The organism is Enterobacter sp. GD03975 (assembly GCF_029838645.1).
Taxonomy (GTDB): Bacteria; Pseudomonadota; Gammaproteobacteria; order Enterobacterales; family Enterobacteriaceae; genus Enterobacter; species Enterobacter quasihormaechei.
The window spans coordinates 1-24,651 of sequence record NZ_JAOBZC010000008.1 but is presented as its reverse complement, the minus strand read 5'-3'; the positions used below and the strand labels follow the sequence as shown (position 1 = coordinate 24,651).

The 24,651-nt window shown below is 54.9% G+C and carries 24 protein-coding genes; 16 read left to right on the top strand and 8 right to left on the bottom strand.

Translation table 11 applies throughout. The features are described from left to right. The 12 genes from bamA to tilS all read left to right on the top strand — a co-directional run bounded on the left by bamA (position 1) and on the right by tilS (position 15,685). Positions 1 to 2,418 carry an outer membrane protein assembly factor BamA gene (gene bamA / locus N5C09_RS14085; protein ID WP_063450593.1) on the top strand — a complete coding sequence of 806 codons (2,418 nt, stop codon included), beginning with the start codon at positions 1 to 3 and terminating at the stop codon, positions 2,416 to 2,418. 123 nt (positions 2,419 to 2,541) lie between these two features. Then, positions 2,542 to 3,036, top strand: coding sequence for a molecular chaperone Skp (gene skp, locus N5C09_RS14080; protein WP_006810039.1), 495 nt, complete (start codon positions 2,542 to 2,544; stop codon positions 3,034 to 3,036). 3 nt (positions 3,037 to 3,039) lie between these two features. Beyond that, positions 3,040 to 4,065: a UDP-3-O-(3-hydroxymyristoyl)glucosamine N-acyltransferase gene (gene lpxD, locus N5C09_RS14075; protein WP_107534733.1), complete on the top strand. Its 1,026-nt coding sequence runs from the start codon at positions 3,040 to 3,042 to the stop codon at positions 4,063 to 4,065. A gap of 104 nt (positions 4,066 to 4,169) precedes the next feature. Beyond that, complete coding sequence (gene fabZ / locus N5C09_RS14070) at positions 4,170 to 4,625, top strand: 3-hydroxyacyl-ACP dehydratase FabZ (protein ID WP_003856165.1); 456 nt, start codon at positions 4,170 to 4,172, stop codon at positions 4,623 to 4,625. Positions 4,626 to 4,628: 3 nt separating this feature from the next. Further along, complete coding sequence (gene lpxA, locus N5C09_RS14065) at positions 4,629 to 5,417, top strand: acyl-ACP--UDP-N-acetylglucosamine O-acyltransferase (RefSeq protein ID WP_102750363.1); 789 nt, start codon at positions 4,629 to 4,631, stop codon at positions 5,415 to 5,417. After that, on the top strand, positions 5,417 to 6,565 hold the full coding sequence (lpxB, locus tag N5C09_RS14060) for a lipid-A-disaccharide synthase (RefSeq protein WP_279749257.1): 1,149 nt from the start codon (positions 5,417 to 5,419) through the stop codon (positions 6,563 to 6,565). The genes lpxA and lpxB overlap by 1 nt, the downstream gene beginning before the upstream one ends. Continuing rightward, on the top strand, positions 6,562 to 7,158 hold the full coding sequence (gene rnhB, locus N5C09_RS14055) for a ribonuclease HII (protein WP_006810035.1): 597 nt from the start codon (positions 6,562 to 6,564) through the stop codon (positions 7,156 to 7,158). Before lpxB ends, rnhB begins: the two co-directional genes overlap by 4 nt. A 38-nt stretch (positions 7,159 to 7,196) precedes the next feature. After that, on the top strand, positions 7,197 to 10,679 hold the full coding sequence (gene dnaE, locus N5C09_RS14050) for a DNA polymerase III subunit alpha (protein WP_063450589.1): 3,483 nt from the start codon (positions 7,197 to 7,199) through the stop codon (positions 10,677 to 10,679). 12 nt (positions 10,680 to 10,691) lie between these two features. Beyond that, entirely contained in the window at positions 10,692 to 11,651 is a 960-nt protein-coding gene (gene accA / locus N5C09_RS14045) for an acetyl-CoA carboxylase carboxyl transferase subunit alpha (RefSeq protein WP_006810033.1), read from the top strand. A 100-nt stretch (positions 11,652 to 11,751) separates the two neighbouring features. After that, positions 11,752 to 13,884 carry a lysine decarboxylase LdcC gene (locus tag N5C09_RS14040; RefSeq protein ID WP_063867504.1) on the top strand — a complete coding sequence of 711 codons (2,133 nt, stop codon included), beginning with the start codon at positions 11,752 to 11,754 and terminating at the stop codon, positions 13,882 to 13,884. 66 nt (positions 13,885 to 13,950) lie between these two features. Beyond that, positions 13,951 to 14,340, top strand: a complete 390-nt coding sequence (locus tag N5C09_RS14035) for a VOC family protein (protein WP_063867505.1) — start codon at positions 13,951 to 13,953, stop codon at positions 14,338 to 14,340. A 58-nt stretch (positions 14,341 to 14,398) separates the two neighbouring features. Then, positions 14,399 to 15,685: a tRNA lysidine(34) synthetase TilS gene (gene tilS / locus N5C09_RS14030; RefSeq protein WP_279749256.1), complete on the top strand. Its 1,287-nt coding sequence runs from the start codon at positions 14,399 to 14,401 to the stop codon at positions 15,683 to 15,685. Between the two features lie 26 nt (positions 15,686 to 15,711). Here tilS and rof read toward each other — a convergent pair whose 3' ends face one another. Further along, complete coding sequence (gene rof, locus N5C09_RS14025) at positions 15,712 to 15,972, bottom strand: Rho-binding antiterminator (RefSeq protein WP_063450586.1); 261 nt, start codon at positions 15,970 to 15,972, stop codon at positions 15,712 to 15,714. Further along, the gene (locus tag N5C09_RS14020; RefSeq protein WP_003856146.1) at positions 15,959 to 16,159 is read right to left on the bottom strand and encodes a YaeP family protein; all 201 of its coding nucleotides are present in this window, start codon (positions 16,157 to 16,159) and stop codon (positions 15,959 to 15,961) included. The genes rof and N5C09_RS14020 overlap by 14 nt, the downstream gene beginning before the upstream one ends. A 195-nt stretch (positions 16,160 to 16,354) precedes the next feature. Between N5C09_RS14020 and N5C09_RS14015 the strand changes: the two genes are divergently transcribed. Genes N5C09_RS14015 through nlpE form a run of 3 tightly spaced genes read left to right on the top strand, consistent with a single transcriptional unit; the run spans position 16,355 to position 18,051 of the window. After that, entirely contained in the window at positions 16,355 to 16,900 is a 546-nt protein-coding gene (locus N5C09_RS14015; protein ID WP_279749255.1) for a YaeQ family protein, read from the top strand. Continuing rightward, positions 16,897 to 17,313 carry an alternative ribosome rescue aminoacyl-tRNA hydrolase ArfB gene (gene arfB, locus N5C09_RS14010; RefSeq protein WP_064910107.1) on the top strand — a complete coding sequence of 139 codons (417 nt, stop codon included), beginning with the start codon at positions 16,897 to 16,899 and terminating at the stop codon, positions 17,311 to 17,313. Before N5C09_RS14015 ends, arfB begins: the two co-directional genes overlap by 4 nt. 39 nt (positions 17,314 to 17,352) lie before the next feature. Beyond that, positions 17,353 to 18,051: an envelope stress response activation lipoprotein NlpE gene (gene nlpE / locus N5C09_RS14005; protein WP_279749254.1), complete on the top strand. Its 699-nt coding sequence runs from the start codon at positions 17,353 to 17,355 to the stop codon at positions 18,049 to 18,051. 45 nt (positions 18,052 to 18,096) lie between these two features. On the opposite strand, the gene proS is transcribed toward nlpE, so the two are convergent. The 6 genes from proS to metN all read right to left on the bottom strand — a co-directional run bounded on the left by proS (position 18,097) and on the right by metN (position 23,676). After that, on the bottom strand, positions 18,097 to 19,815 hold the full coding sequence (gene proS, locus N5C09_RS14000) for a proline--tRNA ligase (protein ID WP_063450582.1): 1,719 nt from the start codon (positions 19,813 to 19,815) through the stop codon (positions 18,097 to 18,099). A gap of 112 nt (positions 19,816 to 19,927) precedes the next feature. Further along, positions 19,928 to 20,635, bottom strand: a complete 708-nt coding sequence (tsaA, locus tag N5C09_RS13995; protein WP_279749253.1) for a tRNA (N6-threonylcarbamoyladenosine(37)-N6)-methyltransferase TrmO — start codon at positions 20,633 to 20,635, stop codon at positions 19,928 to 19,930. Continuing rightward, positions 20,632 to 21,036, bottom strand: a complete 405-nt coding sequence (rcsF, locus tag N5C09_RS13990) for an Rcs stress response system protein RcsF (RefSeq protein ID WP_003856133.1) — start codon at positions 21,034 to 21,036, stop codon at positions 20,632 to 20,634. Before rcsF ends, tsaA begins: the two co-directional genes overlap by 4 nt. A 106-nt stretch (positions 21,037 to 21,142) precedes the next feature. Further along, the gene (gene metQ, locus N5C09_RS13985; protein ID WP_006810023.1) at positions 21,143 to 21,958 is read right to left on the bottom strand and encodes a methionine ABC transporter substrate-binding lipoprotein MetQ; all 816 of its coding nucleotides are present in this window, start codon (positions 21,956 to 21,958) and stop codon (positions 21,143 to 21,145) included. Between the two features lie 40 nt (positions 21,959 to 21,998). After that, entirely contained in the window at positions 21,999 to 22,652 is a 654-nt protein-coding gene (locus N5C09_RS13980) for a methionine ABC transporter permease MetI (RefSeq protein WP_003856130.1), read from the bottom strand. Then, positions 22,645 to 23,676: a methionine ABC transporter ATP-binding protein MetN gene (gene metN / locus N5C09_RS13975; RefSeq protein ID WP_279749252.1), complete on the bottom strand. Its 1,032-nt coding sequence runs from the start codon at positions 23,674 to 23,676 to the stop codon at positions 22,645 to 22,647. Before metN ends, N5C09_RS13980 begins: the two co-directional genes overlap by 8 nt. A 188-nt stretch (positions 23,677 to 23,864) precedes the next feature. Between metN and gmhB the strand changes: the two genes are divergently transcribed. Then, a complete protein-coding gene (gmhB, locus tag N5C09_RS13970; protein WP_102750352.1) occupies positions 23,865 to 24,431 on the top strand; it encodes a D-glycero-beta-D-manno-heptose 1,7-bisphosphate 7-phosphatase in 567 nt (188 codons plus the stop codon). Positions 24,432 to 24,651: the final 220 nt, after the last annotated feature.

The window sequence follows — 24,651 nt, the reverse complement described above, 5'->3', positions numbered from 1 at the left end:
ATGGCGATGAAAAAGTTGCTCATAGCGTCGCTGCTGTTTAGCAGCGCGACCGTATACGGTGCTGACGGGTTCGTAGTGAAAGATATTCATTTCGAAGGCCTTCAGCGTGTCGCCGTTGGTGCGGCCCTCCTCAGTATGCCTGTGCGCCCCGGCGATACGGTTAATGATGAAGATATCAGTAACACCATCCGTGCTCTGTTTGCCACCGGCAACTTTGAGGACGTCCGCGTCCTGCGCGATGGTGATACGCTGGTGGTTCAGGTAAAAGAACGTCCAACGATTGCCAGCATCACTTTCTCCGGTAACAAGTCGGTGAAAGATGACATGCTCAAGCAGAACCTTGAGGCATCGGGTGTTCGTGTGGGGGAATCACTGGACCGCACAACGCTTGCAGACATTGAAAAAGGTCTGGAAGACTTCTACTACAGCGTCGGTAAGTACAGCGCGAGCGTGAAAGCGGTTGTCACTCCGCTGCCGCGTAACCGCGTTGACCTGAAGCTGGTCTTCCAGGAAGGTGTTTCTGCGAAGATCCAGCAGATCAACATCGTGGGTAACCACGCCTTCAGCACCGACGAACTAATCTCCAACTTCCAGCTGCGTGACGAAGTGCCGTGGTGGAACGTGGTGGGCGATCGTAAATACCAGAAACAGAAGCTGGCGGGTGACCTTGAAACCCTGCGTAGCTACTACCTGGATCGCGGTTACGCCCGTTTCAACATCGATTCAACTCAGGTGAGTCTGACTCCGGACAAGAAAGGTATCTACATTACCGTTAACATCACAGAAGGCGATAAGTACACGCTTTCGGGTGTAGAAGTCAGCGGCAACCTGGCAGGGCATTCAGCTGAAATTGAATCTCTGACCAAAATTCAGCCGGGCGATCTGTACAGCGGTTCTAAAGTGACCAAAATGGAAGACAGCATTAAGAAGCTGCTCGGCCGTTATGGTTATGCGTATCCGCGCGTGCAAACGCAGCCGGAAATTAACGACACGGATAAAACCGTTAAGCTTCACGTTAACGTTGATGCGGGCAACCGTTTCTACGTGCGTAAGATCCGCTTCGAAGGTAATGACACCTCCAAAGATTCCGTTCTGCGCCGTGAAATGCGCCAGATGGAAGGGGCATGGCTGGGAAGCGATCTGGTAGACCAGGGTAAAGAGCGTCTGAACCGTCTGGGCTACTTCGAAACGGTTGATACCGATACGCAGCGTGTACCGGGCCGTCCGGATCAGGTTGACGTTGTTTATAAAGTTAAAGAACGTAATACCGGTAGCTTCAACTTTGGTATTGGTTACGGTACTGAAAGTGGCGTGAGCTTCCAGGTTGGCGTTCAGCAGGATAACTGGCTGGGTACAGGCTACTCTGTCGGGATCAACGGGACGAAAAACGACTACCAGACCTATTCTGAGTTCTCCGTAACTAACCCATACTTCACCGTTGACGGTGTAAGCCTGGGCGGTCGTATCTTCTATAACGACTTTAAAGCGGACGACGCGGACCTCTCCTCGTATACCAACAAGAGTTACGGTCTGGATGGTACGCTCGGCTTCCCGGTTAACGAATACAACACCCTGCGTGCAGGTTTAGGGTACGTGCATAACGACCTGTCCAACATGCAACCGCAGGTGGCAATGTGGCGTTATCTGGATTCCATCGGCCAGTCGGCGAGTACGTCCAGCGATGACAACGGTTTCGCCGCGGATGACTTCACCTTCAACTACGGTTGGACCTACAACCGTCTTGACCGTGGCTTCTTCCCAACGGAAGGTTCACGCGTCAACCTGAACGGTAAAGTGACGATCCCGGGCTCCGATAATGAGTTCTATAAGGTCACGCTGGATACGGCGTCCTACTTCCCAATTGATGACGACCACAAGTGGGTCGTCCTGGGTCGTACCCGCTGGGGCTATGGTGACGGTATCGGAAGCAAAGAACTGCCGTTCTATGAGAACTTCTACGCCGGTGGTTCAAGCACCGTTCGTGGCTTCCAGTCCAATAACATTGGTCCGAAAGCGGTTTACTACGGCGGTAATGACGAAGATAACTGCGCAAGCCGCGATCCGAAACAGGTCTGTAGCTCTGATGATGCGGTAGGCGGTAACGCCATGGCCGTGGCGAGCCTTGAGTTCATCACGCCGACGCCGTTTATCAGCGATAAGTACGCGAACTCTGTCCGTACCTCCTTCTTTATGGATGCAGGTACGGTGTGGGATACCAACTGGGAGAACACCGCCCAGATGCGTGCAGCGGGCGTTCCGGACTACAGCGATCCGGGCAACATTCGCATGTCCGCAGGTATCGCATTACAATGGATGTCACCGCTGGGGCCGTTGGTCTTCTCATACGCCCAGCCGTTCAAGAAATACGATGGAGACAAAGCGGAGCAGTTCCAGTTTAACATTGGTAAAACCTGGTAATAATCCGCTGCAATGGAATGCGTTGGCAGTGTAGCGCTGACAACCGGCGATCGGTAAAACGGTCGCCTTGCCACGCAAAGAACGGCACCCCACGGGTGCCAATGGGATGGTAAGGAGTTAATTGTGAAAAAGTGGTTATTAGCTGCAGGTCTCGGTTTAGCGATGGCAACTTCTGCTCAGGCAGCGGACAAAATTGCAATCGTCAACATGGGTAATTTGTTCCAGCAGGTCGCGCAGAAAACCGGTGTTTCTGCAACTCTGGAAAACGAATTCAAAGGCCGTGCGAGCGAACTGCAACGTATGGAAGGTGATCTTCAGTCCAAGATGCAGCGTTTACAGCGTGATGGTTCTACCATGAAAGCGAGCGAGCGCAGCAAACTGGAAAAAGACGTCATGTCTCAGCGCCAGACCTTCTCTCAGAAAGCGCAGGCTTTCGAGCAGGATCGTCAGCGTCGTTCTAACGAAGAGCGTGGCAAGCTGGTGACTCGCATTCAGTCTGCCGTTAAAGCAGTAGCAGCCGATCAGAGCATCGATCTGGTTGTTGATGCGAACGCCGTTGCATTCAACAGCAGCGATGTTAAAGACATCACCGCTGATGTTCTGAAACAGGTTAAATAAGTAATGCCTTCAATTCGACTGGCTGATTTAGCTCAGCAGTTGGATGCAGAATTACACGGTGATGGCGATATCGTCATCACCGCTGTTGCGTCCATGCAATCAGCTAAAGCAGGCACTATTACCTTCATGGTAAGCCCTAAGTACCGTGAACACCTGGCCCAGTGCCAGGCGTCTGCCGTTGTTCTGACGCAGGACGATCTTCCGTTTGCCGCTTGCGCTGCGCTGGTAGTGAAAAACCCCTACCTGACGTATGCACGTATGGCCCAAATTCTTGATACCACGCCGCAGCCGGCACAGAACATTGCAGCCAGTGCTGCGATTGATCCGACGGCGCAGTTGGGTAACAACGTAGCAGTCGGCGCAAACGCCGTTATCGAGTCCGGCGTTGTGCTGGGCGATAACGTGGTGATTGGCCCTGGCTGCTTTGTTGGAAAAAATACGAAAATTGGCGCAGGGACTCGTCTGTGGGCCAATGTTTCTGTCTACCATGAGGTTGAGATTGGCGAGCATTGTCTCGTTCAGTCCAGCACGGTGATTGGTTCTGACGGATTTGGTTACGCCAACGATCGGGGTAACTGGGTTAAGATCCCTCAGCTGGGTCGCGTGATTATTGGCGATCGCGTTGAGATCGGCGCGTGCACAACCATTGATCGTGGTGCGCTTGACGACACCATTATTGGTAACGGTGTTATCATTGATAACCAGTGCCAGATTGCACATAACGTTGTGATTGGCGACAATACCGCAGTTGCGGGTGGTGTTATCATGGCAGGCAGCCTGAAAATTGGCCGCTACTGCATGATTGGCGGTGCCAGCGTGATCAATGGCCATATGGAAATATGCGACAAAGTCACGGTGACGGGGATGGGCATGGTGATGCGTCCCATCACTGAGCCCGGCGTTTACTCCTCGGGTATACCGCTGCAACCGAACAAGGTCTGGCGTAAAACAGCTGCTCTGGTGATGAATATTGATGATATGAGCAAGCGACTCAAAGCGATTGAGCGCAAAATCGATCAACAAGACTAAGCGTTCATCCGTTTAACGCTAAATTTCCCGGCCTGTCGGCTTTGTTTATAAACCGGCAGGCCGTGTTATTATTGCTACTTAGTACATTTGACAGGAAGAGTATTTTGACTACTGACACTCATACTCTGCATATTGAAGAGATTTTAGAACTTCTGCCGCACCGCTACCCGTTTTTGCTGGTAGACCGTGTGCTGGATTTTGAAGAAGGTCGTTTTCTGCGCGCAGTGAAAAATGTCTCCGTTAACGAGCCGTTCTTCCAGGGGCACTTCCCTGGTAAGCCTATCTTCCCGGGTGTGTTGATCCTGGAAGCGATGGCACAGGCTACTGGTATTCTGGCGTTTAAAAGCGTAGGTAAACTGGAGCCGGGTGAACTCTATTACTTCGCGGGTATCGATGAAGCGCGCTTCAAGCGTCCGGTCGTGCCTGGTGATCAAATGATCATGGAAGTCACTTTTGAAAAAACGCGTCGCGGCCTGACTCGCTTTAAAGGCGTAGCTATGGTTGACGGCAAAGTTGTTTGCGAAGCGACAATGATGTGTGCGCGTAGCCGGGAGGCCTGATACGTGATTGATAAATCCGCCTTTATTCATCCTACCGCCATTGTGGAAACGGGTGCCATCATTGGCGCAAACGTCCACATTGGCCCGTTTTGTATCGTTGGACCCCAAGTCGAAATTGGTGAGGGTACAGTACTGAAATCTCACGTTGTGGTGAATGGTCATACGACCATTGGCTGCAATAATGAGATCTATCAGTTCGCCTCCATCGGCGAAGTTAACCAGGATCTTAAGTATGCTGGCGAACCGACCCGTGTGGAAATCGGCGATCGTAACCGCATTCGCGAAAGCGTCACCATTCATCGTGGTACAACGCAAGGCGGTGGATTGACGAAGGTGGGCAGCGACAACCTGTTTATGGTTAATGCGCATATTGCACATGACTGTACCGTGGGTGACCGCTGTATTCTCGCCAACAACGCAACGCTGGCGGGACACGTATCGGTTGATGACTTCGCAATTATCGGCGGCATGACCGCAGTCCATCAGTTCTGCATCATTGGTGCACACGTGATGGTTGGCGGATGCTCCGGTGTGGCGCAGGACGTTCCACCGTTTGTGATTGCGCAGGGCAACCATGCCACGCCGTTTGGCGTGAACATCGAAGGCCTCAAGCGTCGTGGCTTCAGCCGCGAAGCGATTACAGCGATCCGCAACGCGTACAAATTGCTGTACCGTAGCGGCAAAACGCTGGAAGAGGCGAAGCCGGAAATTGCCGAACTGGCGAATAAGCACGATGAAGTGAAGGCGTTCATGGAATTCTTTGAACGTTCCACGCGTGGTCTGATTCGTTAATGGTCGACAGTCGTCCGCTTACCATCGCCCTGGTCGCCGGAGAAACCTCCGGCGATATTCTTGGTGCAGGTCTTATCCGCGCGCTGAAAGCCCGCGTACCCAACGCCCGCTTTGTTGGCGTGGCTGGCCCGCTGATGCAGGCCGAGGGCTGTGAAGCCTGGTACGAAATGGAAGAGCTGGCCGTGATGGGCATCGTCGAGGTGCTGGGTCGCCTGCGTCGTCTGCTGCATATCCGCGCCGATCTTACCCGCCGTTTTACCGACCTCAAACCCGATGTGTTTGTCGGTATTGATGCGCCTGATTTCAATATTACCCTTGAAGGGAACCTGAAAAAGCAGGGTATCAAAACTATCCATTATGTCAGTCCGTCCGTCTGGGCGTGGCGACAGAAACGCGTTTTCAAAATCGGACGGTCCACCAATCTGGTGTTGGCTTTTCTGCCTTTCGAAAAAGCGTTTTACGACAGATTTAATGTCCCGTGTCGTTTTATCGGCCATACCATGGCGGATGCCATGCCGCTGGATCCGGATAAAAACGCCGCGCGTTACGAGCTGGGCATCCCGCACGATGTTCACTGTCTGGCGCTGCTGCCGGGAAGCCGGGGCGCAGAAGTGGAAATGCTCAGTGCTGATTTCCTGAAAACGGCGCAAATTCTTCGCAAGACTTACCCCGATCTTGAAGTGGTGGTGCCGCTGGTGAATGCCAAACGCCGCGAGCAGTTTGAGCGTATCAAAGCCGACGTTGCTCCGGATCTTCACGTCCGCCTGCTGGACGGGAAAGGGCGTGAGGCCATGTTTGCGAGCGATGCCGCGCTGCTGGCTTCCGGCACGGCTGCGCTGGAGTGTATGCTGGCAAAATGCCCAATGGTGGTCGGTTATCGCATGAAGCCGTTTACCTTCTGGCTGGCAAAACGTCTGGTAAAAACGGATTACGTATCTCTGCCAAACCTGCTTGCGGGTCGCGAGCTGGTGAAAGAGCTGTTGCAGGATGAATGCCAGCCGCAGGCGCTGGCTGATGCATTACTGCCGCTGCTGGCCAACGGTAAAACCAGCCACCAGATGCACGATACGTTCCGTGAGCTGCATCAACTGATCCGCTGTAATGCTGATGAGCAGGCAGCCGATGCGGTGCTGGAGTTAGCACAATGATGGAATTTATCTATCCCCATACCCACCTCGTTGCCGGTGTGGATGAAGTTGGTCGTGGCCCGCTGGTGGGTGCGGTCGTGACCGCGGCGGTGATCCTCGATCCCGCCCGCCCGATCGTGGGCCTGAACGACTCGAAAAAACTGAGCGAAAAGCGTCGCCTGGCGCTGTTCGATGAAATTAAAGAGAAGGCGCTGGCCTGGAGTCTCGGGCGCGCAGAGCCGGAAGAGATCGACGATCTGAACATTCTGCATGCCACCATGCTGGCGATGCAGCGTGCCGTTGCGGGCCTGAAGATTGTGCCCGAGTATGTGCTGATTGACGGTAACCGTTGCCCGGCGCTGCCGATGCCTTCAATGGCTGTTGTTAAAGGCGATAGCCGCGTCGCAGAAATCAGCGCGGCGTCAATCATTGCCAAAGTGACGCGCGACGCCGAAATGGCCGCGCTGGACCTCACCTATCCCGCGTATGGTTTCGCCCAGCATAAGGGATATCCAACGGCTTTCCATCTGGAAAAGCTGGCTGAACATGGCGCAACTGAACATCATCGGCGCAGTTTTGGCCCGGTGAAACGCGCGCTGGGACTGGTGTCCTGAATCAAGACGCAAGCAATTAAGTAACGCGGGATCTGAAGATGGCTGAACCACGTTTCGTACACCTGCGGGTGCATAGCGACTACTCCATGATCGATGGGCTGGCAAAAACCGGGCCGCTGGTAAAAAAGGCGGCCTCGCTTGGCATGCCTGCGCTGGCGATAACCGATTTTACCAACCTGTGTGGCCTGGTGAAGTTCTACGGAACGGCGCATGGCGCAGGATTAAAGCCCATCGTCGGCGCGGATTTTCACGTGCAGAGCGATCTGCTCGGCGATGAGATGACGCAAATATCCGTGTTAGCCATGAATAACACGGGTTATCAGAACCTCACTCTGCTGATTTCAAAAGCCTACCAGCGCGGCTACGGTGCGCTGGGTCCGTGGATTGACCGCGACTGGCTGGCGGAGCTGAACGAAGGTCTGCTGCTGATCTCCGGCGGCCGTATGGGCGATGTCGGCAAAAGCCTGCTGCGCGGTAACAGCGCGCTGGTGGATCAGTGCGTCTCGTTCTACGAAGAGTATTTCCCGGATCGCTATTATCTGGAGCTGATCCGTACCGGGCGCGCAGACGAAGAGAGCTATCTGCATGCGGCAGTCGCCCTCGCGGAAGAGCGTGGCCTGCCTGTTGTGGCCACCAACGACGTGCGCTTCCTCGAGGCGGGTGATTTTGACGCGCACGAAATCCGCGTTGCGATCCACGACGGCTTTACCCTCGACGATCCTAAACGCCCGCGCAACTACTCCTCGCAGCAGTACATGCGCAGCGAAGAAGAGATGTGCGAGCTTTTCTCGGACATCCCGGAAGCGCTGGAAAACAGCGTAGAAATTGCCAAGCGCTGTAACGTCACCGTACGTCTCGGCGAATACTTCCTGCCGCAGTTCCCGACGGGCGACATGACCACGGAAGATTTCCTGGTCATGAAATCGAAAGAGGGCCTTGAAGAGCGTCTGGAATTCCTTTTCCCGGATGAAGCGGTCCGTAAAGAAAAGCGTCCTGAATATGACGAGCGTCTGGATATTGAACTCCAGGTGATCAACCAGATGGGGTTCCCGGGCTACTTCCTGATCGTGATGGAGTTCATCCAGTGGTCGAAGGATAACGGCGTGCCGGTAGGCCCGGGCCGTGGTTCCGGTGCCGGCTCGCTGGTGGCGTATGCGCTGAAAATCACCGACCTCGATCCGCTGGAATTTGACCTGCTGTTCGAACGTTTCCTTAACCCGGAACGTGTCTCCATGCCCGACTTCGACGTCGACTTCTGCATGGAAAAACGTGACCAGGTGATTGAGCACGTGGCCGATATGTACGGTCGTGATGCGGTTTCGCAGATCATTACCTTCGGTACGATGGCGGCGAAAGCGGTTATCCGCGACGTAGGCCGTGTGCTGGGCCACCCGTACGGTTTCGTCGATCGTATCTCGAAGCTGGTGCCGCCCGATCCGGGCATGACCCTGGCGAAAGCCTTTGAAGCCGAACCTCAGCTGCCGGAAATCTACGACGCCGACGAAGAGGTGAAAGCGCTCATCGACATGGCGCGCAAGCTGGAAGGCGTGACGCGAAATGCCGGTAAGCATGCGGGGGGCGTGGTTATCGCCCCGACCAAAATCACTGACTTCGCGCCGCTGTACTGCGACGAAGCGGGCCAGCATCCGGTAACCCAGTTCGACAAGAACGACGTGGAATACGCCGGGCTGGTGAAGTTCGACTTCCTCGGCCTGCGTACGCTCACCATCATCAACTGGGCGCTGGAGATGATCAACGCCCGCCGTGAGAAGAACGGCGAGCCGCCGCTGGATATCGCGGCTATCCCGCTTGATGACAAGAAAAGTTTCGACATGCTGCAACGCTCGGAGACGACAGCCGTCTTCCAGCTTGAATCCCGCGGCATGAAAGATTTGATTAAGCGTCTGCAACCAGACTGCTTCGAAGATATGATCGCGCTGGTGGCCCTGTTCCGTCCGGGCCCGTTGCAGTCGGGGATGGTGGATAACTTCATCGACCGTAAACATGGGCGCGAAGAGATTTCCTACCCGGACGTGCAGTGGCAGCATGAAAGCCTGAAACCGGTACTGGAGCCGACCTACGGCATCATCCTGTATCAGGAACAGGTCATGCAGATCGCCCAGGTGCTTTCTGGTTACACCCTTGGCGGCGCGGACATGCTGCGTCGTGCGATGGGTAAGAAAAAGCCGGAAGAGATGGCCAAGCAGCGTTCCATCTTTGAAGACGGGGCGAAGAAAAACGGCGTCGATGGCGAACTGGCGATGAAAATCTTCGACCTGGTGGAGAAATTCGCCGGGTACGGATTTAACAAATCCCACTCCGCCGCCTATGCTTTGGTGTCGTATCAAACGCTGTGGCTCAAGGCCCACTATCCCGCTGAGTTTATGGCGGCGGTCATGACCGCCGATATGGACAACACCGAGAAGGTGGTTGGCCTGGTGGACGAGTGCTGGCGCATGGGGCTGAAGATCCTGCCGCCGGATATTAACTCGGGTCTGTACCATTTCCACGTTAACGATGACGGGGAAATCGTCTACGGGATCGGCGCGATCAAAGGCGTGGGTGAGGGGCCGATCGAGGCGATCATCGAAGCGCGTAATAACGGCGGCTATTTCCGTGAGCTGTTCGATCTGTGCGCCCGTACCGATACCAAAAAACTGAACCGCCGCGTGCTGGAAAAACTGATCATGTCCGGCGCGTTTGACAGGCTGGGGCCACACCGCGCCGCGCTGATGAACTCGCTCGGCGATGCGTTGAAGGCGGCCGATCAGCATGCGAAAGCGGAAGCCATTGGCCAGGCGGATATGTTCGGCGTGCTGGCGGAAGAGCCAGAGCAGATCGAGCAGTCCTATTCCAACTGCCAGCCGTGGCCAGAACAGGTAGTGCTGGATGGAGAGCGGGAAACGTTAGGTCTGTACCTGACGGGGCACCCGATCAACCAGTATCTTAAAGAAATTGAGCGCTATGTCGGCGGCCACAGGCTTAAAGACATGCATCCGACAGAACGTGGTAAAATCACCACGGCTGCGGGGCTCGTGATTGCTGCAAGGGTAATGGTCACCAAGCGCGGCAATCGTATCGGCATCTGTACGCTGGATGACCGTTCCGGGCGTCTGGAGGTGATGTTGTTCACCGACGCGCTGGATAAATACCAGCAATTGCTGGAAAAAGACCGCATACTTATCGTCAGCGGACAGGTCAGCTTTGATGACTTCAGCGGGGGGCTTAAAATGACCGCCCGCGAAGTGATGGACATTGACGAAGCCCGGGAAAAATATGCTCGCGGGCTTGCTATCTCGCTGACGGACAGGCAAATTGATGACCAGCTTTTAAACCGACTCCGTCAGTCTCTGGAACCCCACCGCTCGGGGACCATTCCAGTACATCTCTACTATCAGAGGGCGGATGCACGTGCGCGGTTGCGCTTTGGTGCAACGTGGCGTGTCTCTCCGAGCGATCGTTTACTGAACGATCTCCGTGGCCTCATTGGTTCGGAGCAGGTGGAACTGGAGTTTGACTAATACAGGAATACTATGAGTCTGAATTTCCTTGATTTCGAACAGCCGATTGCAGAGCTGGAAGCGAAAATCGATTCTCTGACAGCAGTTAGCCGTCAGGATGAAAAACTGGATATTAACATCGACGAAGAAGTGCATCGTCTGCGCGAAAAAAGCGTAGAGCTGACGCGCAAAATCTTTGCCGATCTCGGCGCATGGCAGATCGCCCAGCTGGCGCGTCATCCACAGCGTCCGTACACCCTGGATTATGTCCGCCTGGCGTTTGACGAATTTGACGAACTGGCAGGCGACCGTGCATACGCTGACGATAAAGCTATCGTTGGCGGTATCGCGCGTCTGGATGGACGTCCGGTGATGATCATTGGTCACCAGAAAGGCCGTGAAACCAAAGAGAAGATCCGTCGTAACTTCGGTATGCCAGCACCAGAAGGCTACCGTAAGGCCCTGCGTCTGATGGAGATGGCTGAGCGTTTCAATATGCCAATCATCACCTTCATCGACACGCCGGGTGCTTACCCGGGTGTTGGCGCGGAAGAGCGCGGTCAGTCTGAAGCCATCGCACGCAACCTGCGTGAGATGTCTCGCCTGAGCGTACCGGTCATCTGTACCGTTATCGGTGAGGGTGGTTCCGGCGGTGCGCTGGCAATTGGCGTGGGCGATAAAGTGAATATGCTTCAGTACAGCACCTATTCCGTTATCTCTCCGGAAGGCTGTGCCTCCATTCTGTGGAAAAGCGCCGACAAAGCGCCGCTGGCTGCGGAAGCGATGGGTATCATTGCCCCGCGTCTGAAAGAGCTGAAGCTGATCGACACCGTCATCCCTGAACCGCTGGGTGGCGCACACCGTAAGCCAGAAGTGATGGCCGCGTCCCTGAAAGCGCAGCTGCTGGCAGACCTGGCGGACCTGGACGTGCTGAGCAAAGAAGATCTGCTCAACCGTCGTTACCAGCGTCTGATGACCTACGGTTACGCATAAGCCTCACAATTATCCTAAAAGCCGCACATTGTTGCGGCTTTTTTTATACCTGCCGTTTACCTTAACTATGCTTATCTGATGTTTTTCAAGGAGGTAAACCATGAACATCATCGCCATCATGGGGCCACACGGCGTCTTTTATAAAGACGAACCCATCAAGGAGCTTGAACAGGCCCTTAAGGCACGCGGTTATCAGCTGATCTGGCCGCAAAACAGCGCCGACCTGCTGAAATTCATCGAACATAATCCGCGCATCTGTGGCGTGATATTCGACTGGGACGAATACGACATGGAGTTGTGCAGCGAGATCAATAAGCTCAACGAATATCTTCCGCTGTACGCCTTTATCAACACCCACTCGACCATGGACGTGAGCGCGCACGATATGCGCATGGCGCTGTGGTTCTTCGAGTACGCGCTCGGCGTGGCTGAGGACATTGCGACCCGCATTCAGCAGTACACCGGTGAATATCTGGATAACATCACGCCGCCGTTTACGCGCGCGTTGTTCACCTATGTGAAAGAAGGAAAGTACACCTTCTGCACGCCAGGCCATATGGCGGGGACGGCCTATCAAAAAAGCCCGGTAGGGTGCCTGTTCTACGATTTCTTTGGCGGCAATACGCTGAAGGCGGATGTGTCGATTTCAGTGACCGAGCTGGGCTCGCTGCTGGATCATACCGGCCCGCATCTGGAAGCTGAAGAGTACATCGCCCGCACCTTTGGCGCCGAGCAAAGCTACATGGTGACCAACGGTACCTCGACGTCGAACAAAATCGTCGGGATGTACGCCGCGCCTGCCGGCAGCACGTTGCTGATTGACCGGAACTGCCACAAGTCGCTGGCGCATTTGCTGATGATGAGTGACGTGGTGCCGCTCTGGCTGTCGCCCACGCGTAACGCGCTGGGAATTCTCGGCGGCATTCCTCGCCGCGAGTTCACCCATGCCGCCATCGAAAATAAGGTCGCGGCGACTCCTGAGGCAAGCTGGCCCGTTCACGCGGTGATCACCAACTCCACCTATGACGGGCTGCTGTATAACACTAACTGGATCAAGCAGACGCTGGACGTGCCGTCGATCCACTTTGATTCCGCGTGGGTGCCTTATACCAACTTCCACCCGATTTACTCGGGCAAAAGCGGGATGAGCGGCGAGCGCGTGCCGGGCAAGGTCTTTTTCGAAACGCAGTCGACGCACAAAATGCTGGCCGCGTTTTCCCAGGCGTCTCTCATTCACATCAAGGGCGAGTACGACGAGGATACCTTCAACGAAGCCTTTATGATGCACACCACCACCTCACCGAGCTATCCGCTGGTAGCGTCCATCGAAACGGCGGCGGCGATGCTGCGCGGAAATCCGGGTAAACGCCTGATCAACCGTTCGGTGGAGCGGGCGCTGCATTTCCGCAAAGAAGTTCAGCGGCTCAAAGATGAAGCGGACGGCTGGTTCTTTGATATCTGGCAGCCGGAAGAGATCGACGAGGCGGAGTGCTGGCCCGTCGCGCCGGGGGAGAGCTGGCACGGCTTCCGGGATGCCGATGCGGACCATATGTTCCTCGATCCGGTTAAGGTGACGATCCTGACGCCGGGCATGGACGAGCAGGGCGTGATGGGCGATGAGGGGATCCCCGCCGCGCTGGTGGCGAAGTTCCTCGACGAGCGCGGCGTGGTGGTGGAAAAAACCGGCCCTTACAATCTGCTGTTCCTGTTCAGTATTGGGATCGATAAAACCCGCGCGATGGGTCTGCTCCGCGGGCTGATGGAGTTTAAGCGCGCCTACGATCTGAACCTGCGGGTGAAGAACATGCTGCCGGATCTCTACGCGGAAGATCCTGACTTTTACCGCAATATGCGCATTCAGGATCTGGCGCAGGGGATCCACAGGCTGATCCGCCAGCACGATCTGCCGCGCCTGATGCTCCAGGCTTTTGACGTGCTGCCGGAAATGAAGCTGACGCCGCACAAGGCGTGGCAGCAGCAGGTGAAAGGGGAGGTGGAAACCGTTGAGCTGGAGAACCTGGTGGGACGGGTATCGGCCAACATGATCCTGCCTTATCCGCCGGGCGTGCCGCTGCTGATGCCGGGCGAGATGATCACCGAGAAGAGCCGGTCAGTGCTCGACTTCCTGCTGATGCTCTGTTCGGTGGGGCGCCACTATCCGGGCTTTGAGACGGATATTCACGGCGCGAAACGCGATGATAACGGCGTGTACTGGGTGAGAGTCCTAAAATAAAAGGGGCCGCTTGCCAGGGGCTGGCTGTCGGTTGTAACGTTCAGGGCATCATAAAAAGGAGAAGCTATGCTGGGTTTAAAAGCTGTTCATCATATTGCGATTATCGCCACCGATTACGCGAAAAGTAAGGCATTCTACTGTGACGTACTCGGCTTCACGCTGTTAAGCGAGGCCTACCGTGAGGAGCGCGACTCCTGGAAAGGCGATCTGGCGCTGAACGGGCAATATGTGATTGAGCTGTTCTCTTTTCCTTTCCCGCCCGCTCGTCCTTCGCGCCCGGAAGCCTGCGGCTTGCGCCATCTGGCCTTCAGCGTCGACGATCTGGACAGCGCGGTAAAACATCTGGAAGCCCACGGCGTGGCCTGTGAAGCGATTCGCGTCGATCCCTTTACCGATAAGCGTTTCACCTTTTTCAGCGATCCGGACGGCCTGCCGCTGGAGCTTTACCAGCAGTAATCGCCGTCATGTGTGATAATGCCCGTTCATTTCGGGCATTTTTTATGTGTGATTTCCTATGACCTTACCCGCTATCGCGCACGCCGTTTCGCCCTACCGCCAGCTGCTGGTGGGGTTCAGCGGTGGCCTGGATTCCACCGTTTTGCTTCATCGCCTTAAGCTTTGGCGCGACCGCGAGCCTGACGTCCAGCTGCGGGCGATGCATATCCATCACGGCCTGAGTCCCCATGCTGATGACTGGGTGGCGCACTGTGAAGCGGTGTGCGCAGCGTGGGCAATCCCGCTGATCGTGGAACGGGTCACGCTGGAGGAGGAAGGGCTGGGCGTTGAAGCGCAGGCGCGAAAAGCCCGCTACGCTGCGTTTTCCGGCGCATTGCGGCCTGGAGAAGCGTTGGTTACCGCCCAGCATCTGGACGATCAGTGTGAAACGTTCTTGCTGGCGCTCAAGCGGGGGAGCGGGCCCGCGGGCTTATCCGCCATGCCTGAGCGTGCTGATTTTGCCGGAACAGAACTCATCCGTCCGCTGCTGAACGAGACGCGCGCGTCACTGGAGGCCTGGGCCCATCACTATCATCTGCGCTGGATAGAAGACGAAAGCAATCAGGACGACAGTTATGACCGTAACTTCCTGCGTTTGCGCGTTTTACCGCTTCTGACCGAGCGCTGGGCACATTTTTCCGAAGCGGCAGCCAGAAGCGCCATACTGTGTGCTGAACAGGAAAGCTTGCTGGATGAGCTGCTGAGCGAGGAGCTGACTGCGCTGATTACCGCTGACGGCGCGCTGGATATTGCGCCGTTGAAGATGATGAGCCCCGCGCGTCGGGCTGCCCTGATCCGTCGCTGGCTGGCTTTTCACCGTGCGGCTATGCCGTCCCGGGCGATGCTCAACCGTATCTGGGACGAGGTCGCCCAGGCAAGAGAGGATGCCGCGCCGTGCGTACACCTGAACGGTTTTGACGTCAGGCGCTATCAGGACCGGCTCTGGTGGGTAAAATTCGCGCCATCGCTGGCTGACGTTGTGCTCGACTGGCCGTCGCCGGAGAAAGCATTAACGCTACCGTTGAATGCGGGCGTGGTTGCGTTGAGCCGTCCGGGTAACGTGCGTTTACCCGAGCCGGACGAGAAGGTCACCGTTCGCTTCAGGGCCAGCGGCATGCTGCACATCGTCGGGCGTAACGGCGGGCGTAAGCTGAAGAAAATCTGGCAGGAGAATAACGTTCCGCCCTGGAAGCGTGATACCACGCCGCTCCTGTTTTACGGCGATACGCTCGTGGCGGCGGCAGGGGTGTTCATCACGGAAGAGGGGTGGGCTGAAGCGGGTGTGAATTTTGAGTGGAAAGCGTAACGGGCAGCCTGGCTGCCCGTTGGTTATCAGGATTCGCTCACCACGACAGTGCCGATTTCCGGATGGCTGAAACTGGCAATCCTGTCGAGGCGCAGCTCGCGGGTTGCACCTGCATCTTCTACAACCAGATACTCCACGTTTTTACGGGAAACCAGATCGCTGGCCTTTGCCTTTAGCACTTCGCCATCTTTGAGTTCCAGCGTCAGTATTAAATGATGCTGGCAGGCGAGTTCGAGGTTGTCATAGTCATCACAATTGATGGGTTGATAGGTATCATTCATCGACATAATCGCTCACCAGTAAATTCGCCGCAGCATACGCTGCTTTTTCCCTGACCGATTCAGAAAGGCTCTCATCAGAGGCCACTTCATTTAGCACGTTCAATACACAGCCCAACGCATCCGGGATGTACCCCAGATCTCCGCTGGCGATTTCTGCATACCGTCTGCGAATCAACTCACAATAATTATTCACATCCCCTCCTGCCAGCGTACTGACTTACTGTGAGATATCATTAAGCCTACGAAGTTAAACTCGGTTTAGCAAGGTGACTATACCATACTCATTTAAGCATTATCAGCGCCTTGATAAGGGGGATTCGCCACCTCATAACAGCCTTTTGCTGCGGTTTTCGCTACAATGTACGCCTGATTCGAAAGGAGTTCTCTCATGGCGCTGAAAGCGACAATTTATAAAGCTGTGGTCAACGTGGCGGATCTTGACCGTAACCAGTTTCTGGATGCGTCATTGACGCTGGCGCGTCACCCCTCTGAAACCCAGGAGCGCATGATGCTGCGCCTGCTGGCGTGGATTAAATATGCCGATGACCGCCTGCAATTTACCCGTGGCTTAAGCGCGGAAGATGAACCGGAAGCCTGGTTACGCAACGATCACCTGGGTATCGACTTATGGATTGAGCTTGGCCTTCCGGATGAACGCCGGATCAAAAAGGCATGCACCCAGTCCGCAGAGGTGGCGCTGTTTGCCTACAACCAGCGCGCCGCGGAGATCTGGTGGCAACAAAACAAAAATAAGTGTGCGCAGTTCAAAAATCTTACCGTCTGGTATCTGGATGATGAACAGCTGGCACAGCTGAGCGCGTTCGCCAGCCGGACAATGGCGCTCCAGGCAACCATTCAGGACGGCGCTATCTGGCTTTCTGATTCTCAGAATAATCTGGAAATTCATCTTGCGGCCTGGCAGCCCGCATCATGATTGTGTTGTCCCGAAACGTCAGCATTCCTGATAACGAGCTGGAGATCACCGCCATCCGGGCTCAGGGAGCAGGGGGCCAGCACGTTAACAAGGCCTCAACGGCTATCCATTTGCGCTTTGACATTCGGGCCTCCAGCCTGCCAGAGTATTATAAAGAAAGCCTGCTTGCCGCCAGCCATCACCTGATCACCAGCGAAGGGGTGATCGTGATCAAAGCGCAGGAATATCGCAGCCAGGAAATGAACCGGGAAGCGGCACTTTCCAGACTGGCGGCGGTCATAAAAGAATTAACAACCGTGCAAAAAAGCCGCCGGGCAACGCGTCCAACGCGGGCATCGAAAGAACGTCGATTGTCATCGAAGGCGCAAAAATCCACCGTAAAATCACTGCGTGGCAAAGTCCGTCACCCGTAATGTGACGAAAGGGACACCCTTTTTCATAAGGAATGTATTGTGAAAAAAGCATTATTATCAGCGCTGGCCGTGACGAGCCTGTTCGCGCTTTTTGGCTGTAACAACCGTTCGGAAACACAGGTATTACCGCCAACGCAAAATGAAGAATTAAAGCCGATGCAGCAGAGCTGGCGCGGCGTATTGCCATGTGCAGATTGTGAAGGCATCGAAACTTCCCTGTTCCTGCAAAAAGATGGCACCTGGGTAATGAACCAGCGATATCAGGGAGCGAAAGAGCCGTCATCTTTTGCAACTTACGGAACGTGGGCGCGTACGGCTGAGAAGCTGGTATTGACCGATACCACGGGCGATAAAACCTATTTTCGCGCCAAAGGCGAGGGGATGGAGATGCTCGATCGCGAAGGCAACCCGATTGAATCCCAGTTCAACTACACGCTGGCCCCGGTGAAAGCGTCTCTGCCCGCAACCCCAATGGCGATGCGAGGGATGTATTTCTACATGGCGGATGCGGCGATCTTCACGGACTGCGCAACCGGTAAGAAAGTCAGCGTGGCGAACAATGCCCAGCTGGAGCGTGACTATGCCGTCGCGCGCGGCAATGACAGTAAGCCCGTGTTGCTGACGGTTGAAGGGCACTTTACGCTGGAGCCAAACCCGGATAGCGGCGAGCTGGTGAAAACGCTGGTGGCTGATAAAGACGCGAAGTTTGCTGCGGGTGAAAACTGCGAAAGCAAATAGGATTTAGCCATTAAAAAACCCCGCGCTTGCGGGGTTTTTTGTTTCTTAACCTTTGATGGCTTTCACCAGGTAATCAAGAATGTCGCCCGTCTTGATCATCTGTTTTTCGCCGTTGCGACGGTATTTGTATTCAATCTCGTCGCTGTCGAGGTTACGGTCGCCGATGACGACGGTGTGCGGAATACCGATCAGTTCCATGTCAGCAAACATCACGCCAGGACGCTCTTTACGGTCATCCATAAGTACGTCGATACCTTTCGCGCTCAGCTCAGCGTAGAGTTTTTCGGCCAGCTCCTGCACGCGGTAAGACTTGTGCATGTTCATTGGCAGGATCGCCACCTGGAACGGTGCGATGTTATCCGGCCAGACGATACCGCGCTCGTCATAGTTCTGCTCAATAGCGGCAGCAACCACGCGGGTTACGCCAATGCCGTAGCAGCCCATGGTCAGAACCTGATTACGGCCATCTTCGCCCTGAACCGCCGCGTTCATTGCGCGCGAGTACTTATCGCCCAGCTGGAAGATGTGACCTACTTCGATACCGCGTTTGATCATCAGGGTACCCTTGCCGTCCGGGCTTGGATCGCCTGCGACCACGTTACGGATGTCAGCCACTTCCGGCGTCGCCACGTCACGATCCCAGTTGATGCCGAAGTAGTGTTTCCCGTCAATGTTTGCGCCCGCAGAGAAGTCGCTCATTGCCGCAACGGTGCGGTCAATCACCACAGGAACAGGCATATTCACCGGACCCAGAGAGCCTGGGCCTGCGTTCACCACGGCGCGGATTTCGGCTTCCGTCGCGAAGGTTAGCGGGCTGGCAACCTGCGGCAGCTTCTCGGCCTTCACTTCGTTGAGCTCGTGATCGCCACGGACCAGCAGGGCAACCAGCGGGTAAGCGCTGCCTTCAGCAGATTTCACCAGCAGCGTTTTAACCGTTTTTTCGATCGGCAGAGTAAACTGCTCAACCAGCTCGGCGATGGTTTTCGCGTTTGGCGTATCAACCAGCGTCATCTCTTGGGTTGCTGCCGCACGAGGTTCTTTTGGTGCCAGCGCCTCTGCGAACTCAATGTTGGCGGCGTAATCAGAGGAGTCAGAGAAAATGACATCGTCTTCGCCGCTCTGCGCCAGAACCTGGAATTCATGAGAGGCGCTGCCGCCAATTGAACCGGTATCAGCCTGTACAGCACGGAAATCCAGCCCCATGCGGGAGAAGATTTTGCTGTAAGCCACGTACATTTTGTCGTAGGTCTCTTGCAGAGATTCCTGAGAGGTATGGAAAGAGTAAGCGTCTTTCATCAGGAATTCGCGAGAGCGCATAACGCCAAAGCGTGGGCGCACTTCGTCACGGAACTTGGTCTGGATCTGGAAGAAGTTCAGCGGCAGCTGTTTGTAAGAGCTCAGCTCGTTACGGATCAGATCGGTGATCACTTCTTCATGCGTTGGGCCGAGAACAAATGGACGATCGCCACGATCGGCAATACGCAACAGCTCCGGGCCGTACTGCTCCCAGCGACCGCTCTCCTGCCACAGTTCAGAAGGCTGAACCACCGGCATTAACACCTCGATTGCACCGGCGTTGTTCATCTCTTCACGCACGATGTTTTCGACTTTTTTCAGGACGCGCACGCCGGTCGGCAGCCAGGTGTATAACCCGGAGGCCAGCTTGCGGATCATCCCGGCGCGCAGCATCAGCTGGTGGCTGATCACCTCGGCGTCGGCAGGTGTCTCCTTCAGAGTGGAGAGCAGATATTGGCTAGTACGCATGTTGTTACGGTTCCATTTCGACGATTGGAACAGGCTGAAACGCCAGCCTGACACAAAAAAAGTGGTTTAGTTTACCAGTGTGGCAAAGATGCCAAAAGAGAGGAGAACAAAATTACCTGGGTTCCAGGGCAAACACTTCAAAACCCGCATCAGTCACGCGCCAGCGCACGTTAAAGTCCAGCAGCCAGACGGCGTACGTTTTTCCGGCGTCTTCCTCTTTACGGTAGGCGGGACGAGGGTCCTGCGCCAACACTTCAACGATAAAGTCACGCAGACGCGGATAGCGTTTTTCCAGCTGGCCGATTTGCGTCGTTATTTCAGACGTAAAGTGAACCGGCATATCTGCCTGCGGCGCGTCCTGAGCATAGCTTGCACGGGCATTCGGCAGCGCTTCGGCAAAGGGCAGGTAAGGCTTAATATCAATGACCGGCGTGCCGTCTACCAGGTCAAGGCTGCCTAACTCCAGGATCACCCGATCTTTCTGACAGCGTATCCCTTTCAGTTCGACCAGCGACATCCCGACTGGATTCGGTCGGAACGTTGAGCGGGTGGCAAAAACCCCCATTCTGGCATTACCGCCCAGACGAGGCGGGCGCACGGTCGGACGCCAGCCGCCTTCCATGGTCTGGTGAAATACAAAAACCACCCATAAATGGCTGAACGCCTCAAGCCCGCGCACCGCATCGGCCTGATTGTAGGGCGCGACGAGATGCAGCTCGCCGCCGCCGTTAATGACCAGACCCGGCTGACGCGGCACGGCGAACTTTTCTTTATAAGGAGAGCGGATAACGCCTATCTGCTCGAACTGAAATTCAATCATTTCGCCGTGATGTTAAGCGCAGAACCGATGCATACCGCCTGACGGTAGCAGCCTGGCGTACCGCTGGTGACTTCACAGCTGTGCAGCAGCACCGCGTTGGCTTTCATTTTCGACGCGTTGATTTGCATACGCTTGCGGGCTGTTGGGATATTTGGAGGGGAGTCCTGATTCGTTGCCTGGCAGGATTCGCCGCTCACTTCGCCCAGTTCACGGAATGGCTTACCGACCAGCTCGTCGGCTTTGGTAATAATACGTACCGGCGCAGCGCGAGGCGCTTTCGGTTTTGCTGGCTCCGCTTTTGGCGGGGTTGCAGTGCTTTGAACGGGTTCAACAGGAGATCTGCTTAGCATAGAACAGCCGCTCAGCATCAGTGCTAAAAGACAGATCGGTAAAGCACGCATAATAATTCCTCAGTGGATAATCAAAACGTCAGATATTGAAGCAGTTGACCGCACAAATGACAAGACGGGCAAATGCCCGTCTTGATGATATTACACTGAGGTGAGATTACCAGCCTTTAACAGCGCCGCCGTTAAACACCTTATTGGCTTCCTGGTAAACTTCTTCAGACTGATATGCCTGAAGGAATTTCTTCACGTTTTCCGCGTCTTTGTTGTCTTCGCGAGTCACGATCAGGTTGACGTACGGGGAATCTTTGTCTTCAACGAAGATGCCATCTTTCGCAGGGGTCAGGCCGATCTGGCTGGCGTAAGTGGTGTTGATAACGGCCAGCGCGATCTGTGCATCGTCCAGAGAACGTGGCAGCTGAGGGGCTTCCAGTTCAACAATTTTCAGATTTTTCGGGTTTTCGGTGACGTCAAGAACGGTCGGCAACAGGCCAACACCTTCTTTCAGTTTAATCAGGCCCACTTTCTGAAGCAGAAGCAGCGAACGGCCTAGGTTGGTTGGGTCGTTAGGGACGGCAACCTGTGAACCCGGCTGGAGTTCATCCAGAGATTTAATTTTCTTGGAATAACCGGCAATCGGGTAAACGAAGGTGTTACCGACAGCAACCAGCTTGTAGCCGCGATCTTTGATCTGCTGATCCAGGTACGGTTTATGCTGGAAGGCGTTAGCGTCAATGTCGCCTTTGCTCAGCGCTTCGTTCGGCAGAACGTAATCGTTGAAGGTCACCAGCTCAACATCCAGGCCGTATTTTTCTTTCGCGATTTTCTGCGCGGCCTCAGCAACCTGCTGCTCTGCACCGACGATAACGCCTACCTTGATGTGGTTTGGATCTTTTTCGTCCTGACCGCAACCCACCAGTGCCAGCGAACCAATCAGTGCGCCTACTGCTGCAAAGGTCTTAAATTTAAACGCCATGTTATATCCTTAACTCGTCGAGTTTGTGTTGTTTGTAACGTTATTTATGCGTAACAGCCCGGACGATACGATCGCCAGAGAATTGGATTAAGTAAACCAGCACAACCAGCAATACCAGAACGGTATTCATTACGGTAGCGTTATAGCCAATATAGCCGTACTGATACCCAATCTGGCCTAAACCGCCGGCACCCACGGCTCCGCCCATCGCGGAATAACCGACCAGCGTGATAAGCGTGATGGTTGCTGCATTCACCAGCCCTGGTAACGCCTCAGGCAGCAGAACTTTACGAACGATCTGCATTGGCGTTGCACCCATCGCGCGGGAAGCTTCAATCAGGCCCGTTGGGATTTCCAGCAGGGCGTTTTCCACCATGCGGGCGATAAACGGCGCGGCGCCTACGGTTAGCGGGACGATTGCCGCCTGCAAACCAATCGACGTCCCGACAATCACGCGGGTAAACGGAATCATCCACACCAGCAGAATAATGAACGGTATAGAACGGAAAATGTTGACCAGCGCAGAAAGCGTGCGATACAGCTTCGCGTTTTCAATAATTTGACCCGGGCGCGTGACGTACAGCAGCACGCCGACCGGCAGCCCAATCACAAAACCAAAAAAGCCCGATACGAAGGTCATTGCCAGCGTTTCCCAAACGCCGCGAACCAGTAGCCACATCATCGGCTCAGACATAACCCAGTACCTCTACTTTTACATGATGTTCTTGCAGCCAGGCAATTGCCGCCTGGGTTTCTTCCTGCGTGCCGTGCATTTCCGTCAGCATGATGCCGAACTTCACGCCGCCGGCGTAATCCATCTGCGCGCTGATAATGTTGTTGTTCACGTTAAAGCGACGCGCGGCTTCGGAAAGCAGCGGGGCGTCTACGGACTGGCCCGTAAATTCCATGCGCAGCATTGGCACGCTGTCCGCCGCAGCGTCTGTTTTCAGACGTTCCAGATAATCTTCCGGGATATCCAGATGCAGCGTGGACTGAATGAACTGCTGAGCCAGCGGCGTCTTAGGATGTGAAAACACTTCGCTGACCGTGTCCTGCTCGATCAGCTCACCGTTGCTGATGACGGCGACACAGTCGCAGATACGCTTCACCACGTCCATCTCGTGCGTAATAAGGAGGATAGTCAGGCCCAGACGACGGTTAATGTCCTTCAGCAGTTCCAGGATAGAACGCGTAGTGGCCGGATCCAGTGCGCTGGTGGCTTCATCACACAGCAGCACTTTTGGGTTACTTGCCAGCGCGCGCGCAATCGCCACGCGCTGCTTTTGCCCGCCGGAGAGATTGGCCGGGTAGCTGTCATGCTTATCATCCAGCCCAACCAGATCCAGCAGCTCGGTGACGCGACGCGTAACTTCTTCCTTCGGCGTGTTGTCCAGCTCCAGCGGCAACGCCACGTTTCCGAAAACGGTGCGTGAGGCCAGCAGGTTAAAGTGCTGGAAAATCATGCCGATCTGACGACGTGCTTTCGTGAGTTCTTTTTCGGAGAGCGCCGTAAGCTCCTGGCCGCCAACTTCTACGCTGCCCTGGGTTGGGCGCTCAAGCAGGTTAACACACCGGATCAGCGTACTTTTACCTGCACCCGATGCGCCAATGACGCCATAAATTTGACCAGCAGGCACATGCAGGCTGACGTTGTTCAGCGCCTGAATGGTACGGTTCCCCTGCTGGAACACTTTGGTGATATTGGAAAGTTTAATCATTAGATTATTTTTATCGTAAGTAAGTTAGCCGTGGCATTTTCTTCTGCCAGATACGGGGTATGACCGTAAACGAAATGGATGTTAAGGCATCCAGACGTCTAAATCAATCCAACTCTGTGCGATGAGCACTTTATTGCGCTGCGATTCATGAGATACTAGCTGAACAAGCCTTTTTCAGGAGCAAACCGGTGGCAAAATCTGTACCCGCAATTTTTCTCGATCGTGATGGCACTATTAATGTGGATCACGGTTACGTCCATGAGATTGATGAGTTCGAATTTATTGAGGGCGTAATAGATGCCATGCGCCAGCTGAAAGAGATGGGTTACGCGCTGGTGGTGGTAACTAATCAGTCCGGTATCGCCCGCGGGAAATTCACCGAAGCACAGTTTGAAACGCTGACGGAATGGATGGATTGGTCTCTGGCCGATCGCGGCGTCGATCTTGATGGCATCTATTATTGTCCGCATCATCCACAGGGAACCGTAGAAGCGTATCGTCAGACCTGTGATTGCCGTAAACCGCATCCGGGCATGTTTATCTCTGCCCAGGAATTCCTGCACATTGATATGGCCGCGTCTTATATGGTGGGCGATAAACTGGAAGATATGCAGGCAGCGGCGGCGGCAGGTGTGGGAACCAAAGTATTAGTGCGGACCGGTAAACCTGTCACCCCTGAAGCAGAAAATGCAGCCGACTGGGTGATAAACAGTCTGGCTGATCTGCCAAAAGAGATTAAAAAGCACCAAAAATAGACGTTTTGGTGAAAAGGTGAGCGGTTGAAATAAAAATGCATTTTTCCGCTTGTCATTCCTCGGCGGCTCCCTATAATGCGCCTCCATCGACACGGCGGATGTGAATCACTTCACGGACAACCCGGTCGGTTGAAGAGAAAAAATCCTGAAATAACGGGTTGACTCTGGAAGAGGAAAGGGTAATATACGCCACCTCGCGACAGAGCGCTGAAGCGCGTCG

Excerpts from the sequence above, each read along its gene's own strand:
- rof (WP_063450586.1), bottom strand. The coding sequence starts at position 15,972 with ATGTCGATGAATGATACCTATCAACCCATCAATTGTGATGACTATGAC.
- accA (WP_006810033.1), top strand. The coding sequence starts at position 10,692 with ATGAGTCTGAATTTCCTTGATTTCGAACAGCCGATTGCAGAGCTGGAA.
- N5C09_RS14040 (WP_063867504.1), top strand. The coding sequence starts at position 11,752 with ATGAACATCATCGCCATCATGGGGCCACACGGCGTCTTTTATAAAGAC.
- lpxB (WP_279749257.1), top strand. The coding sequence starts at position 5,417 with ATGGTCGACAGTCGTCCGCTTACCATCGCCCTGGTCGCCGGAGAAACC.
- tilS (WP_279749256.1), top strand. The coding sequence starts at position 14,399 with ATGACCTTACCCGCTATCGCGCACGCCGTTTCGCCCTACCGCCAGCTG.
- metN (WP_279749252.1), bottom strand. The coding sequence starts at position 23,676 with ATGATTAAACTTTCCAATATCACCAAAGTGTTCCAGCAGGGGAACCGT.
- rcsF (WP_003856133.1), bottom strand. The coding sequence starts at position 21,036 with ATGCGTGCTTTACCGATCTGTCTTTTAGCACTGATGCTGAGCGGCTGT.
- N5C09_RS14035 (WP_063867505.1), top strand. The coding sequence starts at position 13,951 with ATGCTGGGTTTAAAAGCTGTTCATCATATTGCGATTATCGCCACCGAT.
- lpxD (WP_107534733.1), top strand. The coding sequence starts at position 3,040 with ATGCCTTCAATTCGACTGGCTGATTTAGCTCAGCAGTTGGATGCAGAA.
- arfB (WP_064910107.1), top strand. The coding sequence starts at position 16,897 with ATGATTGTGTTGTCCCGAAACGTCAGCATTCCTGATAACGAGCTGGAG.
- N5C09_RS14015 (WP_279749255.1), top strand. The coding sequence starts at position 16,355 with ATGGCGCTGAAAGCGACAATTTATAAAGCTGTGGTCAACGTGGCGGAT.
- proS (WP_063450582.1), bottom strand. The coding sequence starts at position 19,815 with ATGCGTACTAGCCAATATCTGCTCTCCACTCTGAAGGAGACACCTGCC.
- N5C09_RS13980 (WP_003856130.1), bottom strand. The coding sequence starts at position 22,652 with ATGTCTGAGCCGATGATGTGGCTACTGGTTCGCGGCGTTTGGGAAACG.
- rnhB (WP_006810035.1), top strand. The coding sequence starts at position 6,562 with ATGATGGAATTTATCTATCCCCATACCCACCTCGTTGCCGGTGTGGAT.
- tsaA (WP_279749253.1), bottom strand. The coding sequence starts at position 20,635 with ATGATTGAATTTCAGTTCGAGCAGATAGGCGTTATCCGCTCTCCTTAT.
- metQ (WP_006810023.1), bottom strand. The coding sequence starts at position 21,958 with ATGGCGTTTAAATTTAAGACCTTTGCAGCAGTAGGCGCACTGATTGGT.
- dnaE (WP_063450589.1), top strand. The coding sequence starts at position 7,197 with ATGGCTGAACCACGTTTCGTACACCTGCGGGTGCATAGCGACTACTCC.
- bamA (WP_063450593.1), top strand. The coding sequence starts at position 1 with ATGGCGATGAAAAAGTTGCTCATAGCGTCGCTGCTGTTTAGCAGCGCG.